Source organism: Novosphingobium oxfordense (assembly GCF_044029435.1).
GTDB lineage: Bacteria > Pseudomonadota > Alphaproteobacteria > Sphingomonadales > Sphingomonadaceae > Novosphingobium.
Map to the genome: position 1 here is coordinate 313,668 of NZ_CP147005.1, position 17,477 is coordinate 331,144.

Consider the following 17,477-nt stretch of genomic DNA (forward strand, 5'->3'; position numbering starts at 1 on the left):
CAGGTGACATTGCCAAGGCGGACTCAACGTAGGCTGGGTGAGAGGTCCTCCATGGCTCTTCCCGGAACTTTGAGAGACTCAACGCCCGCTTCCTTCCCTGCGAGTTCCAAATCCATGCCGTCTCTTCACGACGGCGCTGTCGCTTGTTCCGATCTTTATTCTGGCCTGATCTTGCAGGAGCGCGTCACGTACTATCGGGCCAGATAATCTCGCGCGGGTGGTGTCCAACAACGCCAGAACAGTCCGCGGTAACGAAGCGACCGACATCCCGTTATGGAGTTCCTTGACCGCCTTGAAGAGATCATAGGTCAAGGCGATTGGCTGGCCTGACTTGCCGTCACCGACCATGAGGAAGCAAATCGGCGAAGCTGGCCTTCCCGAACTGTTCTGCTCCATCGGTTTCACCAATCGCGAAGGCACTACAAGCATCGCGCGCTTTATGGCCGGCGGGAGGGGTTGCCCGAACGTAGTCGTGAGCGAGATCTCGAAATCCCTGTCGTTATTCAGAAGCTGCCCCACGTCCAGTGCAACGTCGAACAAGTCATCGCCGGCGGTGTCCTCGATGACGTGCTGGAAGGCGCTCAGGATGGGCGCATCAAGAACTTCGGCAGTCCTTGCGCCAAGTGAACGCCTAACTAGGCGACAACCGAAATCCCTGATGAAGCGCTGGACGCTCGTCGCGGTCGCTGGACGCCCTCGCCGCACGCCCGCCACTGACAGCGTGGCATCGAGCTTTGCGAGTCGATCGAGTAGGTCGATCTCCGCCTTCGTGAGGATCTTGAGCCGCCTGACGTAATCGACACCTTCAAGCACGGAACGGCTGAAACGAACATCGACCTCGCGAAGTGCGAACCGCGTGTTGTTCGTCGCCTGCACCTCGGTATTGGGGTCTGTCAGTGCGGGATCTAGCAGTTCGGCGATGCCATCCAACGAAGCACTGATCATGGCCGGAAGGTAGGTCGAACGACGTCCATTCAGGAACCATGCAAGGCCCATCGCCGTGTTGTCGTCGCCGAGCTCCAAATCACGCATGTCGCGGAGAAGGGAAGGACCGGAATCCCGATCCCACCAGTGGAACAGGGCGTGCTGGTATTGCGCAGCAACCAAGTTGAATATGGCGGTTGATTGTTCCTTCGACGGTTTTGCCCCGGAGCGAGCTTGCTCGTCGAGTTTCTCTTGCTTGCTCGCCCATTCGCACGGGGTTTGCCCGGCGTCCTTCGGGGACACCCGGTGCCCGGCCAACAAGTAGGACGATAGCGAAAAAAGATCCCGGAAGCTCCAACGCTTGCCACTGGCCACCTCGTACCACCGAAGGACTTGGAGCAGCGCGGCTTTCTCGCGCTTCTGCGACAACCTTTCACGGCTTCCGCAGAATGGGCACGCGTCCCCTGCAGTGCACTCGCCTGCAGGAAGCCACTTCTCTTGATCAAGCGCCACTTCGAGCAAGGCACGAGCGGGCTCCTGCCCCCCTTGCAAAGGCACCTGAAGAAGCGACTCGGCGTCCATTGGCCAAACTGCAACATCGGCGAAGCCTGCCAGCGGCCAGCACGACGGTGCATCCGGCGCCAAGCTAACCGCCGTCGTGACACTCTCGAGCAGAGTGCGCGCATCATTCCGGTCGGAATCGATTGCCTCGATCAAGGCATCGTCGAGGACTCCACGATTGACGCAGCACAGATAAGCATCACCCTTTCCTGCCGACTGCGCAGCCTCGAGCTCATCCAGTAGCAATTGCGCGGCTTGCTTGCTGCCAGACCCGACGACCGTGGATGCGTCCTGCACGATGGAAAGGCTTATATTCCCATCAGGGCCGACCCCGGGGGCTTCGACCTTCACAAGACGAGGCACCGGAATGCCGTCGGGTGGGAAGAAGGATCGCCTCAGGTCGGCGACAACATTCCCATGTCCCTTGAGATGCTCGTCCAACCAACCCACGGTGGATTCGATCGCCTCGGTCTTGCCGTTCCCGGGGCCGCCCACCAGCAAAAGAATGCGAGGTTGGTTACCAACTCCCGTGGCGATGGATCGCGCCCATTCCTCGAGTCGATGAAGGAGGTTTGTCCGGAAGACCATGCCTCCCGGCCGTCCGCTATCCTTATCAAAGAGCCGGCGAACACCGCCCGAACGGTTACCCGCCCAATCCAATAGTTGCGCCGGGTAAGGCGCAACCGATGCTTCTACCCCCGTCATGCATTCCCCTTAGGCGTTCGCGGCAGCTGGCAGGCTTTCTTCCCTGACGCCAAAATAGTTCTTCGCGATGGCAATCTCCTCCAGCAAGTTGCTGATTGCAATGCCAATTGCCCTAGCAAGATACGGCGGCACCGCATTCCCGACCTGCGTGTATCGAGGACATTCCTTTGTCCGACGCTTTCCACCCGTGGTGAATTTACCCTTAAATGCGAACCAATCAGGGAATGATTGCAGCCGGGCATATTCCCGTACCGTCAAGATCCGAGGCTCACTGTAATGCAAGATGTCGTCCGGGAGTGTCGTCACGGTCGGAGCTGGGTCCTCCTTCGACATCGGGTAGATGCGGTGCTTTTTTAGGCCGTAAGTCTTCCGACTTTCGTCATCCATCCGGACGCCTTTGCGGCATTCGGTTATGATACGCGCAAAGCGATCGCGCACGTCATCGCGATGACGTGCTAATCGCATGCTATCCATTCGTCCCGAATGGCCCTCGTTCATTAACGCCTGATAGGGAGTAATGGGGCCAGTGTAGCTTACCTCTTCGTAGCCATCGCGAGACATGGGATCGATGCAGGGGGCCAGCTTCCGCCCCTCTTTTTCCAAGTCTGAAAGCGCATCGAGGGCACTGACCCGTTCAGGAAGGCCAAGATCGCGCAATTGCGTGCTACGGGCCTCTTCAAGCAGCACGAATGCCCTTGCCAGACCGCCATCCGTCCATTCGAGAAGATCTTTCCGCAGACCGATTGCGATCAAGCGTGATCGGCGCTGGGGCACTCCGAAACGCGCAGAATCCAATAGGACGGCGTCCACCACGTAGCCGGCTTCATCGAGGCGTTCCTTGAGGCGGTCATAGAATGACCGCGGTTTCTCTTTAGGCTTTCCCGGTCTCGGCAGTTCGATCACGTTCTTGCGAGCGTGCGCCACCTTCATACCAGGCACGTTCTCCAGGATGAGGGCTTGAGGCTGCAGCGCCTTGACCACCTCTACATACTTCTCGAACAGCAGGTTCCGAGGATCGTCTTCGACACGACGGCCTGCGAAACTAAAGCCTTGGCATGGCGGCCCGCCTGCCAGGACATCGACTTCTCCCTTGAGTGCGATCAGGTCATCCTTGTGCCTTTCCAACAATTCCTCGATGTCCCAAGCCTGTTTTTCTAGCCATTGGGGCCATTTGAACGGGAAACTGGGCTGGTCGCTATCGAGAAAATTGGCAGAGAAAGTCTCGAACGCCATGGCATCACGCTCGATTGCAAATGTGCCACACATCCCAGCCTGCGAAAGCCCCAAGGAGAAACCTCCGCATCCCGAGAACAAATCCGCAAAATTGTAAGATTTCATGACGAACTTAAATCCCAATGGCAAGGCTGGCCAAAATTAATCGCGTTATTAAGCGAGAGAAAGTCAACTTCGCGGTCTATGACGGAGGTTTGCGTTGCTAGCCCATGCCTTCCATGACGCCAAATGCCAAGCCGCAGGCAAAAGCGCTACCCGTCAAAGTATGCACTGCAGTAGAACATAACAGGAATATCTCGTGCGACAATCCTCGAGATCGAATGAAATAGGCAATAAATGCGCAATGTCCAGGGCAACCTAATCCGCCCCTCGTTCCGCCTTCATCAACCGGGCGCTTCGTCCCGTAGGCTACGCTGGAGCGGCGAATAGGACGCACAACGGCTGGCCTCGCTCAGGATTTGCTGCCGTCTAGCGAGTGATCGGGCGCTTCATCGGCCGAGGGCACGAGCCCAAGGGATGTCTGCCGGCGAACATGCTTGCAGTTGTAGCGCGGAATATCCGGGTTCCGGTCAGGCTGTCGAATAGTTCCTCGCTTAGTCGCACATCGAGCGAGAAGTTATTGAAGGGCTCGATAAAGCCATGCCCCGGCTTCAAAAATTACCTGCGATGTGGCGGGCGGCAAGGTTTGAAGCTTCGCGCTGGGCTGCTTCTCGCCGCTTTGTTGGTGGAAATTGAGCCGTGGCTTTTCGTTTTCGTTGTGCCCTGTTGGCTCCTACGCGCGCAGCGCCGTTGTGAAATCTCATCGAATATAGTGGGCAGAAATAAAGCCACTAGACATCTCTGAAAAGATGCTTCAATCACGCTATAGCGCCGGACGATTTATGGTATTTTGGTGCGAGTGGTTAGATGTGTGGGATCATTGTTTCCACGGAGATGTAGAATAGATTTGTATCAATACGTTATGTATTGGAATACAAATCCCACCCTCTCCGCCAAGAGCTTCCCTTCGGGATACTCGCCATCCAGATAGGATCGGCCTTTTCCAACAATAAATTAGATCATGGCGTCAGGCCGGCGCGCTCGCTTTCGTATGCGATCTTCGGGCCTGAAAGGGCGTGTTTGCGCCTTTTCGTCTTTTCCCGTGGATCGGCCGAGGCAAACGTGGTGTCGCCCCGGCCTTTCCGTGTCAGGCCAGTGCGGTTTCTCGCAGGGCGTCCACTTCTGCAGGATCGCCGAGGATCAGGCCGATGCGTTGGTGCAGGCCGATCGGCTGAACTTCCATGACGCGGTTTGCGCCGTCCATAGAGGCGCCGCCGGCCTGTTCGATCAGGAAGCTCATCGGGTTGGCTTCATAGAGCAGGCGCAGCCTGGCCTTGCCCGATTCGCGGTGGTCAGCCGGGTAGAGGAACACGCCGCCGCGCTTCAGAATGCGGTGGACGTCGGCCACCATCGATGCCGTCCAGCGCATGTTGTAGGCGCGGCCGCAGGGACCTTTGCCCGCGGTCAGGCGATCGTCGATATAGCGGACCACGGCGGGCGACCATTGCGGGCGGCGGGCCATGTTGATCGCGATCTCGCACGTGCCCGAGGGGATCTGCATCGGACCGTCGGTCATGATCCAGGCGCCCAGTTCGCGGTCGAGCGTGAATTCGTAGACGCCGGAGCCGATCGTCAGCACCAGCAGCGTCTGCGGGCCATAGATCGCATAGCCGGCAGCCGCCTGCGCGGTGCCGGGTTGGAGGAAGTCCTCCTCACACACTTCGCGTCCGGCGCATGCTGCGGGCGCGCGCAGGACGGAGAAGATCGTGCCGACCGACAGGTTCACGTCCACGTTGCTGGATCCGTCGATCGGATCGTAGACCAGCAGGTATTCGCCCTTGGGATAGCGGTTGGGGATCGGATGGATCGTGTCCATCTCCTCCGACGCCATGCCGGCAAGGTGGCCGCCCCATTCGTTGGCGTCGACCAAGAGTTCGTTGGCGAGCACGTCCAGCTTCTTCTGGACTTCGCCCTGAACGTTTTCGGTTTCCAGGCTGCCCAGCACATCGCCCAGCGCGCCTTTGCCGATGGCGTGGTTGATGGCCTTGCAGGCGCGGGCGACCGTTTCGATCAGCAGGCGCAGTTCGGCGGGGCAGGTGGAGTTGGGCTCTCGTTGCTTTTCGAGGAGGAAACGCGTGAGCGTGGTACGTGTCATGACTGGGTCCTTACCGAAGAGCGGCAATTATGGTCCAACCGAATGGACGTTCTGCGTCAGCCGCGTCAAACGGCTTCGCGCAAGCGCGTAGCGACGTTTGGGCCGTGGGCAAAGGTGGCTGCTTCATTCACCGCGTCGGCGTCCGGGCGGATGCCGGTATAAAGCACGAATTGCTCCACGGCTTGAAGCACGATCACTTCCGCTCCGGAGATGACCGTCTTGCCGGCCGCCAGCGCTGCCTTGATGAACGGGGTTTCGGCGGGCTGGGCCACCACGTCGAAGGCAACCTCGCAAGCGGCGATCTGTTCGGGGGTGAAGGCGAGTTCGCCAGCCTGCGCGCCTTCCATGCCCAGCGGCGTGACGTTGATCAGCATGGCCGCGCCTTGCTGGGGCAGCTCGGGAAGCCAGCGGAAGCCGTATTGTTCGGCAAGGGCAGGGCCAGCTTCGGCATTGCGGGCGATGATGGTGCCTTCGCGGAAGCCAAGGTCGCGCAGGGCGGCGACTACTGCTTTGGCCATGCCGCCGCTGCCGCGCAGCAGGAACGGCGTTGCGGGATCGATGCCGCGTCGAGACACGAGATCGCGCACGGCGGTATAGTCCGTGTTGTATCCGGTCAGCACGCCGCCGTCGTTCACGATGGTGTTCACGCTGTCGATCGCGCGGGCCGAATCCTCCAGATTGTCGAGCAGCGGGATTACCGCTTCCTTGAACGGCATGGAGATCGCGCAGCCCCGAATGTCCAGCGCCCGCACGCCGCCGATCGCGGCCGGAAGATCCTGCGTGGTGAAGGACTTGTAGACATAGTCCAGCCCCAGCAGCCCATAGAGCGTGTTGTGCAGGCGGGAGCCCGCGTTGCCCGGCCGGCCGGAGAGCGACATGCACAGGCGCGTATCGCGACCGATCGATTGTTTATCGGCGAAAGTGGTCATCAGGTCAGGCTCCGATGGTCTGGATGGCGGCGGTGCGGGGCGCACTCGATCCGCGTGAAATGAGACGGCCGGCCAGCACGACCTTGCGTGCCGGGGCCTCGGGATGGTCCAGCCGGTCCAGCAGCATGGTCATCGCGGTGCGGCCGATCTCCTCGACCGGTTGTTCGATCACGCTGAGGCCGCCGCCGACGAATTCCATCCAGTCGTTGTTGTCGAACCCGGCCAGCGCGATATCGCCCGGAACGTCGAGGTTCAGGCTGCGCAGCGCGCGCAGCACGGTCAGCAGCATGACGCCGTTGCTGGCGACCAGCGCATCCGGGCGGGCCGGGCCGGAAAGCAGTTCCGTCACCGCGCGTTCTGCCGCGTCGGCGGCGTGCGGCATCTCGACGGTGGAGGCCTCCATTCCCAGCTTGTGTGCGGCCAGTTCGAACCCGGCGCGGCGCTCGACACCGGTGCTGCTGGCGGCGCCGAACAGGCCGGCCACGCGGCGATGGCCCTGCGCATGGAGGTGCGTGACCAGTTCGGCGGCCATGCCCTCATTGTCGAGCAACACGCTGTCGAGCCCCGCGGAAGGCAGGCTGCGGTCGATCAGTACCACGGGATAGCCGGGCTCCAGCCGCTCAGCCTTTTCGACCCACTGGCGGCAGGGGGCGAAGATCACGCCGGTCACCCGCTCTTCGTGCATGAGTTCGAGGTAGGCGGCTTCCTTGATCGGATCTTCGTCCGTATTGCACAGGATCACGCGCATGCCGCGCGCGGCGGCCAGGCTTTCGATGGCGCGCGAGACGGCGGTGAAGAACGGGTTGCGGATATCGGCGACGATCAGGCCGATGGTGTTGGTGTGCTGCGAACGCAGGCGCCGCGCGGCGAGGTTGGGGCGGTATCCGGTGGACTTCACCGCGGCGAGCACCCGTTCCTGCATCGCGGGATCGACGCTGCGCCCTGAAAGTACGCGGGAGACGGTGGCGGGCGACACTTCGGCGACCCGGGCTACGTCCTTGATTCCAACTGCCATCAGCGATGCGCCATCTGAGAAATCGTTCTCACTTGCCAGGGCATTTTGCCCCTCTCCGGTGGCGGACTATGCATCACGTCATCGCAAGATCGCAAGCATTGTCTTGACAAGTTGTGTGAGAAAACGTTTTCTATGCGCAACACAGACCCGTCGTCAAAACGGTCAGGAGAGGCCTGAAATGCTCGCAGATGCGCCCGCCTCGGGGGTCGAGGATCTCGTTCGAATCGATGCCAGTGCGGCAGACAAGGTCGATGCGATTCGCCAGGTCGGCCAGCTTCTGGTCGCCGCTGGCTGCGTTGCGCCCGGATACGAGGAAAGCATGGTCCGTCGCGAAGGCGTGGCGAACACGTTCCTGGGCGCCGGCGTCGCGATCCCGCACGGGCTGGGCGAGGACAAGGGCCTTGTCCGCCGCGATGGCATCGCGATCCTCCAGTTGCGAGGCGGCGTGGAATGGAACCCCGGCCAGCGCGCCCATCTGGTGGTTGGCATTGCCGCCAATTCGGACAGCCACATCGCCATCCTGCGCCGGCTGACCCGCCTTATTCAGGACGAGCCGCGCCTTGCCGCGCTTGTCGCCACCGACGATCCGACGGCCTTTTCACGCGCTCTCTGGGAAGACGGCGCAGGCTCAGCCCCGTCCGAACCGGCCGCCGACTATGCTGAAACCACCGAATGGACGGTCGATTACCCAACCGGCCTCCATGCCCGTCCCGCCTCGGCCTGGGTCGAAGCGGCACGTGCCTCTGGCGTGCGCTTGCGCGTGCGCCACGGCGGGGAGAGCGCCGATCCTCGCAGCCTCGTTTCCCTCCTCCAACTGGGGCTGCGTGCTGGTGATCGGGTGACTCTCTCCGCCGAAGGGGCAGGGGCGAGGGCGGCGCTGGACGGTTTTGCCGCCGTGGTCCGCCGCCTGACCGCGCGCGAGAAGGAAGATGCCGCGCGCGCCGCCGAAAAGGCCGCCGCGCCGATCCGGGGCTGGAAGCCTGTGGGTGAGGCGCGGATGATTGCGGGCGTCGCTGCCAGCCCGGGTCTCGCCATCGGCAAAGTCCATGTCTTGTCGGCGCAGGAACTCGACGTGCCGGACCGGCCTACCGATCTGGCCAGTGGCGGCACCCAGCTCAACGATGCGCTCACGCGCACCCGCGCGCAGATGAAGGCACTGATCGACGATACCACCCGCCGATTGGGCGCGGGCGATGCGGCGATCTTCAAGGCGCAGGCGGAACTGCTCGACGATACCGACCTGATCACGCTGACCTGCCAACTCATGGTCGAGGGGCATGGCGTGGCGTGGTCGTGGTATCAGGCGGTGGACCGCATCGCCGGCCAGCTTTCGGCGCTGGGCAATCCGGTGCTCGCCGCCCGCGCCGCCGACCTGCACGATATCGGCCGCCGCGTGCTGGCCGAGATCGATCCGGCATTGGCGGCCGGTTCGCTGACCGATCTGCCGGCAGAGCCTTGCGTGCTCGTCGCGGCGGACTTGTCGCCTTCGGATACCGCCACGCTCGATACTGCCCGCGTCGCCGGCATTGCGACTGCGCTGGGCGGGCCCACTTCGCACAGTGCGATCCTGGCCCGCACGCTGGGCCTGCCGTCGGTGGTGGCGGGCGGTGCGGATCTGCTGGGCCTTGCCGCCGGTGCCACCGCGATTGTCGATGGCGACAGCGGCCGCGTCTGGCTTAACCCGTCCGACGCGGACCTTGCCTCCGCGCGCCACTGGATCGTCGCACTCGCCGAAAAGCGCGCCGCCGAAGAGGCCGAGCGTGGCAAGCCCGCTGAAACGCGCGACGGCTACCGCGTAGAGATCGCCGCCAACGTCAACCGCCCCGATCAGGTGCCTTTCGCACTTTCGCAAGGCGGCGAGGGCGTGGGCCTGATGCGCACCGAATTCCTGTTCCTCGAACGCGGCGATAGCCCCGGTGAGGATGAGCAGGCCGAAATCTACCGAGCAATGGCCGAAGCGCTGGAAGGCCGCCCGTTGATCGTGCGCGCGCTCGATATCGGCGGTGACAAGCAGGTGCCGCACCTTGACCTGCCGCGTGAGGAGAACCCCTTCCTCGGCGTGCGCGGCGCGCGGCTGCTGCTGCGCCGGCCGGACTTGCTGGAACCGCAGCTGCGCGCGCTCTACCGCGCGGCCAAGGCGGCCAAAGCGGGAAGCGACCTGTCGATCATGTTCCCGATGATCACCTCGGTCCACGAACTGATCGCCTTGCGCGCTCGGTGTGAGGCGATCCGCGTCGAACTCGATGCGCCGGTGGTGCCGGTGGGCATCATGATCGAAGTGCCCGCCGCCGCCATTCAGGCGCGCTCACTGGCGGCCCATGCCGACTTCTTCTCGATCGGCACCAACGACCTCACGCAATACGTCCTCGCCATCGATCGCCAGAACCCCGAACTCGCGAGCGATGCCGAAAGCCTGCATCCCGCCGTCCTGCGCATGATCGCGGCCACCGTGGAGGGTGCGAAGGTGCATGGCCGCTGGGTCGGCGTGTGCGGCGGCATTGCCGGCGATCCCTTCGGCGCGGCGCTGCTGGTGGGGCTTGGCGTCAGCGAACTATCGATGACCCCTCGCGACATTCCGGCCGTGAAGGCGCGCATCCGCGAGGCCAGCTTCGACGACTTGCGTGCGCTCGCGGCCAAGGCGCTCGACATGGAAAGCGCGGCCGAAATCCGCGCTCTGGACGTGAAGGAAGGCTGATGCGCACTCTTACGGTCACCTTCAACCCGGCCATTGACCAGACCGTCACGCTCGACCGGTTGATCGTCGGCGAAGTTCACCGCGCCCGCTCGGTGCGGCAGAACGCCGGCGGCAAGGGCGTGAACGTCGCCAGTTGCCTGGCCGATTGGGGCATGCCGGTTTCCGCCTATGGCCTGCTTGGCAGCGACAATGCGGCCGCATTCGACGCGCTGTTCGCCGCCAAGGCTATCGAGGACCGCTTCATCCGCATCGCCGGCGCCACGCGGGTCAACCTGAAGCTGGTGGACGTGATGGGCACCACCGACATCAACCTGGACGGAATTGCGGTCGATACCGGCCGTGCCGAAATGGTTGCGGCGACGATCTGCGAGGCCGCGAAGGAGGGCGATCTGGTGGTGCTGGCGGGAAGCCTGCCGCCCGGATGCCCGCCCGACAGCTACGTCACGCTGACCGCGCGGCTGCGCGCCGCCGGATGCCGCGTGGTGCTCGATACCAGCGGTCTGCCGCTGAAATGCGCGCTCACCGCCGAGGTGCTGCCCGATGTGGTGAAGCCCAATCGTGAGGAGCTGGCGCAACTGGTAGGCCGCGATCTGCCCGATCTCGCTGCACTGGCCGAAGCCGCCACCGAATTGCATCGGCGCGGCGTTTCGCTGGTCGTCGTGTCGATGGGCGGGGAAGGGGCGCTGTTCCTATCCGATGAAGGCGCCGTCACCGCGCGGCTCGCCATCGGGCAAGTGGCCAGCACGGTCGGCGCCGGAGACGCGATGGTTGCCGGGATTGTCGCTGCTTTGGGTGAGAATGCGGATCTTGAACGCACCGCGCGCCTCGCCACGGCTTTCGCGGTCGCCAAGCTGGGCATGGCCGGGCCGAACCTGCCCGATCTGCCCACCGTCCATGCCTTGGCCGAAGAGGTCAGCGTTGTGCCGTTCATGCCGCTGGGCTGGCTGGCGCAACGAGAACAGGCGCGCAAAATCAAGGCCGGAGAGGAATAATGGCCAAGCTCTATGCAGTTATCGATGCGGCCGATTCCGCCGTGCAGGGCGTGCTTGCCGGCGAAGCGCTGCGCAAGGCGGCGCGTTCCAAGGGCCGCGATATCGAGATCGAGGTGCGCACCGGGCAGGGCGTGCTCAATCCGCTCCCCGAGGAGTTGAGCGCGGGTGACACGCTGTTGCTGGTCGCCGCCAATGACGAGGCTGGAACCGCGCTTCCGCTTACCCCGCATCGCCGGGTGACGCTGGAGGCTGTGCTGGCCGATCCGGACGCAGCGCTTGCGCAGCAGCCGCAAGCGGCCGTCGATACGCCGCGCGTGGTGGCGATCACCTCCTGCCCCACCGGTATTGCGCATACGTTCATGGCGGCGGAAGGCCTTCAGGAAGGCGCAAAGCAGCTCGGCTATCCGATCCGCGTGGAGACGCAGGGTTCGGTCGGCGCCGGTTCGCCGTTGACGCCTGAGGAGATCGCCGCCGCCGACGTGGTCATCATCGCCGCCGACCGTGAGGTGGACCGTGCGCGTTTTGCCGGGAAGCGGGTCTTCGCCTCCAGCACCAAGCCGGCCATTTCCGGCGGCAAGGGGCTGATCGAACGCGCGCTGAGCGAAGCGAAAGTGCAGGGCGGTGCCCCCTCGGCCGAGGCTGCCGGCGCCGCAACCGAACGCGCCGGACCGTACAAGCATTTGATGACCGGCGTGTCCTTCATGCTGCCCTTCGTGGTCGCGGGCGGCTTGTTGATTGCCATGGCTTTCGCGCTGGGGGGCATCAATGCCAATGGCGCGGCGGCCGAGGGCACGCTGGCGGGCGCCCTGTTCCGCATCGGCGCGCAGGGTGGTTTCGCGCTGATCGTGCCGGCGCTGGCGGGCTATATCGCCTATTCCGTGGCCGATCGTCCCGGCATTGCGCCGGGCATGATCGGCGGGATGCTGGCCGCCAATCTGGGGGCGGGGTTCCTTGGCGGCATCGTTGCGGGCTTCATCGCCGGTTACGGCGTCGAGGCGCTGAATCGGCTGATCAAGCTGCCCAAGAACCTTGCCGGCCTGAAGCCGGTGCTGATCCTGCCGCTGCTGGGCACGCTGCTGACCGGGCTGCTGATGATCTACGCCGTGGGCACGCCGGTTGCCGCCGCGCTGGCTTTTCTCACAGAGTGGCTACGGTCGATGCAGGGATCGAGTGCGATCCTGCTGGGCGTGATCCTGGGCGCAATGTCGGCCTTCGACATGGGCGGGCCGGTCAACAAGGCGGGCTATGCCTTCTCGGTCGGGCTGATTTCCAGCCAGGTCTACACGCCGATGGCCGCGACGATGGCGGCAGGCATGGTACCGCCGCTGGCCGTCGGCCTTGCCACCCGCCTGTTCCGCGACCGTTTCACGACCGAGGAGCGCGAGGCCGGAGGCGCCGCCGCCGTGCTGGGCCTTGCCTTCATCACCGAAGGAGCGATCCCCTTTGCAGCGCGCGATCCGTTCCGCGTGATCCCGGCGCTGATGGCGGGTTCCGCGATTGCCGGGGCCATTTCGATGGCGGCGGGGGTCGAGTTGAAGGTGCCGCATGGTGGTGTGTTCGTCCTGCCGATCCCCGGTGCGGTGACCCATCTTGCGGTTTACGGCGTGGCCATTCTGGCGGGCGTCTTGGTGAGCGGCTTGCTCGTTGGCCTGCTCAAACCGCGCGCGGCATCGGCACAAGCCGTCACGGCCTGACATAACTACGGCCCGGCGCAAGACCGGGTCGCCCCCTCGAGAGGATTTCATTCGATGCGGTTCGCATTGCTCAAGGGCGCCTGCTATGCAGGCGTCGCCGCCCTCACTTTGTCTTCCGCCATGGCGCAGGAGACCGCTCCCGAAGACCAACCCGCCGAAGCCGCGAAGCCCTGGCAGCCGCTGGCCGATGACGGGGTCACCCTTGCGCTCAGCTACACGGGAGAGGCCGGGACCATCGTCAGTGGCGGCCTGCGCCGCGATGCCGCTTATGCCGGGCAGATCTATGTCGGCGCCGATCTAGACATGGACCGCATCGTCGGCATCGGTGGCGGGACGATCCACGCCGCGATCACCAACCGCCACGGGGACAGCCTTTCGGCGCTGGCATTGGGCAACAACACGTCAGTTCAAGAGATCTGGGGCACGCAGAACACCCACCTCGCGATCCTGACGTGGGAGCAGAAGCTGTTCAACGACCGCCTGATGATCGAGGCGGGGCGCAGCCAGGCCAACATCCACTTCCTGAACTCGCCTATCTACTGCAATTTCCAGGGCAACTCTGGCTGCGGTAATCCCACGTTCGTCTTCAAGAACAGCAACTTCACGTATTTCCCGGCATCGAGCTGGATGATCCGAGCCAAGGCTGAAGTGCTGCCGCACGTGACCGTCCATGTCGGCGCCTATGAGGTCAATCCGGATCGCAAGCGCGCCAGCGACCACGGCTTCAACTTCAGCACGAAGAACGCCACCGGCGTGATCGTCCCCTGGGAACTGGGCTATGCGAGAGAGGGCAAGGACGTGCGCCTACCGGGCCACTACATCCTCGGCGGATGGTTCGATCGGGGTGATTATGCCGATCCGCTGCGCGACGATCAGGGCGGGATCGCCATCCTGACCGGGCGAGACCCGGCGATGCACAACGGCCGTTCGGGGATCTACTTCCGCTTCGACCAGCGGCTGACGCGGCCCGATCCGCATTCGGAGCGTGGCCTCAGCGTGTTCGGTGTGGCGATGACCAACTTGTCCGGCCGGGTGGAGGAAAGCCGCTTCTTCGACATGGGCGTGGTCCAGACCGGCACTTTCGCCGGGCGCGATGCCGATACCATCGGTTTCATGATCAGCGACCAGCGCTTCAGCGACCTTGCGATGGAGCGCATGCGAGCGGCGCGGGTCTCGGCAGGCGGGAATGCGGACATCCACCGGCATCAGTACATGATGGAACTGGCCTACGGCGCCCAGCTTGGCCCGGCGGTCCGGATATCGCCCAATGTGCAGTACATCCTGCATCCCGATCAGACCGGGGCGCCGTTCCGCACGACCGACATCAAGAACGCGCTGATCCTGGGCTTCAAGTTCACGATCGACGCGCCGACGCTGCTTGCGCGCTAGAGCGTTTTCTAATCAGGTGGAATCACCTGATGACTCGGAAAGCACGGTTAAACAAAGACTTATGGCAGTTGATCCGATGCAATCGGATCGGGAACTGCTCTAGGAATGCTTGACCGCCGAGGGCGAAGATGATGGAAGGGCGCGTGAGCGACGATCGACCCCGCCCGGAATCACCCCCTCAATCGAAGGCCGAGCAAAAGGCCGAAGTGCGCGCCGAAGAGGCTGCGGCCATTCGGCGGCGCTGGATCACGCTGGGCGAAGTGCTGGCGGTGATCGCGGTCGTCATTTCCGGGCTGACGCTGTGGAACAGCTGGAGCCAGCGCAGCGACAGCGATGCGGTGAAGCAAGCCGATGCCCAGCGCGCTTCCACCCGCGCGGCGACGCTGGTGCTGGCGGCGACTGGCTCGGGCGACCATGCCTTGACCTTGAAGCCGGCTTCGCCCGAGCAGTCCGTGCAGAGCCAGACGATCCTGTTCCCCACCGCGCTGGGCGTCGCGCCGGCCGAGACTACCGGCGAACCCCGGATCGAGGGCAAGTGGTTTGAGCGGGAGCTGCAAAAGGTCCGTAACACCGCGAAGCTTCCCGATGATAGCCGGGGCGATGAGCGATTGCCCGTGGTCATCAAGACGCGCTTCCTTGTCGATGGAGAGCCGCACGAAGACGTGGCGCTCTACGATATCGGCTACAGCATTTCGGGCCACTGGCTGGGCGGCCATAGCGTCACGCTGCGCGGCGTTTCGCTGGTGTCGCGTGTCGCCAGCGCCAAGGCCCAGGCGCAACTGGATGCGCGCTGGAGCAAGCTTCTGCCCAAGGCCAAGTAAGGCGCCAGCATGGTTGCGGGGGCTGCGTTCGCGCCGCTGCGCGCGATTGACGGCAATCGTTTGGTGTGACGCGGATCCGCCAAAATTCCGGGCCGCTGGCCCCGGATTATGCCCATTTCTTCCTATGATAGCTCCCGTGGGGATACCCTTGTTTCGGTCAGAGCGGCCGCCCGCGAAGGAGATGAAGTTGACCATCAAGACCATCGAGGAACGGCTTACGTTCCTTGAGTTCAGTGCTGCGCAGCGCCGCGTGCTTGCTTCTGCCCAGCCCCTTCTGCGCAAGTGTATCGGCCCCGCTCTCGACCGTTTCTATGCCCGCGTTCGCGCCACCCCGGAGATGGTGCGGATGTTCCGTGGCGACAGCCATATCGATGCCGCCAAGTCCGCGCAGGTGGGCCACTGGATGCGTATCTCCACCGGCAAGTTCGATCAGGATTACTACGACGCCGTCTCGCGCATCGGCAAAGTCCACGCGACCATCGGGCTGGAGCCGCGCTGGTATATCGGCGGCTATGCGATGATCCTTGAGGAGATCATGGCCGCCGTGGAGCGCACCGTCAGCCCCTGGCGTCGCCTGTTCCGCCCCGGCACCGATGCCGGCAAGATCAGCCGCGCGCTGGTGAAGGCGGCGATGCTGGACATGGACCTGTCGATCTCGATCTATTTCCGTGAGGCGGAGGCCGAGCGTACGCAGGCGATCGGCGCGCTCGATCGGGCGATGTCGCGGCTTGCCGATGGCGATCTGGTGCATGAGATCGACGATCTGCCGAACACCTACCTTTCGCTCACCCAGTCCTACAACAAGAGCCTTGCCAACTTGCGCGGCACGATCGGTTCGGTGGTGCAGACTTCCGGCGCGATCCAGGGTGGCGCGGGCGAGATTGCGCGGGCTTCTGAGGATCTTGCGCGCCGGACCGAAAGCAACGCCGCCAGTCTGGAACAGGCGGCGGCGACGCTGCAGCAGGTGGAGGACCGCGTGAAGGTCACTGCCGGCGGCGCGCAGGAGACGCTGGAGATCGCGGGCGGTGCGCTCAATGCCGTCGGGCAGGGGCGCGGCGTCGCTGTGGATGCCGTGCAGGCCATGCGCACCGTGCTGGAAAGTGCGCGCGGGATCGACGGTGTGATCGAAGGGCTGGACAAGATCGCGTTCCAGACGCGCGTTCTGGCGATGAACGCGGCGGTAGAGGCCGGGCGCGCGGGTGAGGCGGGGCGCGGTTTCGCGGTCGTGGCCGATCTCGTCAGCTCGCTGGCGATGCGGTCCGAGGAAGAGGCCCGCCGCGCGCGCGACGGGCTTTCGGCCACGCGGAACGAGATCGAGGAAGCGGCCTCGGCCGTCACCCGCGTCGATCAGGAACTGGAGCGGATCGCCGGAGAAGTGGACCGCGTGCACAAGCTGGTCGCCTCCATGGCGAGCGACAACGATGCGCAGGCCATCGCCATCAGCGAGATCAACCAGACCGTCAGCGTAATGGACCGTTCGACCCAGCAGAATGCGGCCATGGTGGAGCAGACTTCGGCGGCCACCCGCTCGCTTTCGTCCGATGCCACTGCACTGGCGGCGCAGGCTGGGTTGTTCCAGATCGAGGAAGATCGTCGGCCCGGCCTTCGCGCGGCCTGAACGGCACACGAACCGACCTTAACGCGCCACGCAACAACCAAACACCTCGTCGCCCCCGCGAAGGCGAGGGCCCCGCTTCCTTCTTGCCCCGCTCGCCAAGAAAAGCGGGGTTCCCGCCTTCGCGGGAACGACGGGGTGTTTTGAATTAAGGTTGATTGGTTCGGCGTGGGCGGGGTTTAGACGTTCCCCGTATCCTTCACCGTTTCCATCGCGACGTAGGTCGATGTGCTGGCGACATGCGGCAGGTTGGACAGCTTCTCTCCCAGCACCTCGCGATAGCGGCGGATGTCGCGGGTGCGGACTTTCAGCAGGTAGTCGAAGTGGCTGGCCAGCATGTGGCACTCCTCCACTTCGGGAATGCGCCGCACTGCCGCGTTGAATTCCTTCAGTGCCTGCTCACGCGTGTCGGACAGTTTCACTTCGGTGAAGGCCACGTGATCCAGCCCCAGCGCCGCCGGATCGACTGCCGCGTGAAAGCCCCGGATTACCCCCGAATCGATCAGCCGCCGCAGCCGCACCTGGCACGGCGTCTTGGACAGGCCGACCACGCGCGCAAGCTCCGTCACGCTCATCCGGCCGTCTTCCCGAAGCGCGGCAATGATCTTGCGGTCGTGTTCGTCCAGATCGACTGTTCTGATCGGTTTCACCATCCGAATTGACTACTGCTGGCCATAACATAAGTCCATATGGCCTGTTTTGGCCGCGTG

The 17,477-nt window shown here is 63.8% G+C and carries 12 protein-coding genes; 6 read left to right on the forward strand and 6 right to left on the reverse strand.

The genetic code is table 11. The annotated features are described in order from the left end of the window. Positions 1-78: 78 nt before the first annotated feature. From WBP07_RS01500 to WBP07_RS01520, 5 genes are all read right to left on the reverse strand, one after another. A complete protein-coding gene (locus WBP07_RS01500) occupies positions 79-2,190 on the reverse strand; it encodes a hypothetical protein (RefSeq protein WP_395393772.1) in 2,112 nt (703 codons plus the stop codon). Positions 2,191-2,199: 9 nt separating this feature from the next. After that, positions 2,200-3,528 carry a DNA cytosine methyltransferase gene (locus WBP07_RS01505; protein WP_395393774.1) on the reverse strand — a complete coding sequence of 443 codons (1,329 nt, stop codon included), beginning with the start codon at positions 3,526-3,528 and terminating at the stop codon, positions 2,200-2,202. A gap of 1,081 nt (positions 3,529-4,609) precedes the next feature. Then, the gene (locus WBP07_RS01510) at positions 4,610-5,617 is read right to left on the reverse strand and encodes a class 1 fructose-bisphosphatase (RefSeq protein ID WP_395393776.1); all 1,008 of its coding nucleotides are present in this window, start codon (positions 5,615-5,617) and stop codon (positions 4,610-4,612) included. Positions 5,618-5,682: 65 nt separating this feature from the next. Then, positions 5,683-6,546 (reverse strand): shikimate 5-dehydrogenase, encoded by an 864-nt coding sequence (locus tag WBP07_RS01515; protein WP_395393779.1) that lies wholly within the window; start codon positions 6,544-6,546, stop codon positions 5,683-5,685. Between the two features lie 4 nt (positions 6,547-6,550). Further along, positions 6,551-7,561 (reverse strand): LacI family DNA-binding transcriptional regulator, encoded by a 1,011-nt coding sequence (locus WBP07_RS01520; protein WP_395393782.1) that lies wholly within the window; start codon positions 7,559-7,561, stop codon positions 6,551-6,553. 178 nt (positions 7,562-7,739) lie between these two features. Here WBP07_RS01520 and ptsP point away from each other — a divergent pair, with 178 nt between their 5' ends. The 6 genes from ptsP to WBP07_RS01550 all read left to right on the forward strand — a co-directional run bounded on the left by ptsP (position 7,740) and on the right by WBP07_RS01550 (position 16,770). Next, complete coding sequence (gene ptsP / locus WBP07_RS01525) at positions 7,740-10,256, forward strand: phosphoenolpyruvate--protein phosphotransferase (protein WP_395393784.1); 2,517 nt, start codon at positions 7,740-7,742, stop codon at positions 10,254-10,256. Then, the gene (gene pfkB / locus WBP07_RS01530) at positions 10,256-11,248 is read left to right on the forward strand and encodes a 1-phosphofructokinase (RefSeq protein ID WP_395393787.1); all 993 of its coding nucleotides are present in this window, start codon (positions 10,256-10,258) and stop codon (positions 11,246-11,248) included. Before ptsP ends, pfkB begins: the two co-directional genes overlap by 1 nt. Further along, entirely contained in the window at positions 11,248-12,942 is a 1,695-nt protein-coding gene (locus tag WBP07_RS01535) for a fructose-specific PTS transporter subunit EIIC (RefSeq protein ID WP_395393790.1), read from the forward strand. Before pfkB ends, WBP07_RS01535 begins: the two co-directional genes overlap by 1 nt. Positions 12,943-12,996: 54 nt before the next feature. After that, positions 12,997-14,331, forward strand: coding sequence for a carbohydrate porin (locus WBP07_RS01540; protein ID WP_395393792.1), 1,335 nt, complete (start codon positions 12,997-12,999; stop codon positions 14,329-14,331). 143 nt (positions 14,332-14,474) lie between these two features. Next, on the forward strand, positions 14,475-15,152 hold the full coding sequence (locus WBP07_RS01545; protein WP_395393795.1) for a hypothetical protein: 678 nt from the start codon (positions 14,475-14,477) through the stop codon (positions 15,150-15,152). Between the two features lie 187 nt (positions 15,153-15,339). Next, positions 15,340-16,770 carry a protoglobin domain-containing protein gene (locus tag WBP07_RS01550; RefSeq protein WP_395393796.1) on the forward strand — a complete coding sequence of 477 codons (1,431 nt, stop codon included), beginning with the start codon at positions 15,340-15,342 and terminating at the stop codon, positions 16,768-16,770. 176 nt (positions 16,771-16,946) lie between these two features. On the opposite strand, the gene WBP07_RS01555 is transcribed toward WBP07_RS01550, so the two are convergent. Then, positions 16,947-17,420 (reverse strand): Lrp/AsnC family transcriptional regulator, encoded by a 474-nt coding sequence (locus tag WBP07_RS01555; protein WP_395393798.1) that lies wholly within the window; start codon positions 17,418-17,420, stop codon positions 16,947-16,949. Positions 17,421-17,477: the final 57 nt, after the last annotated feature.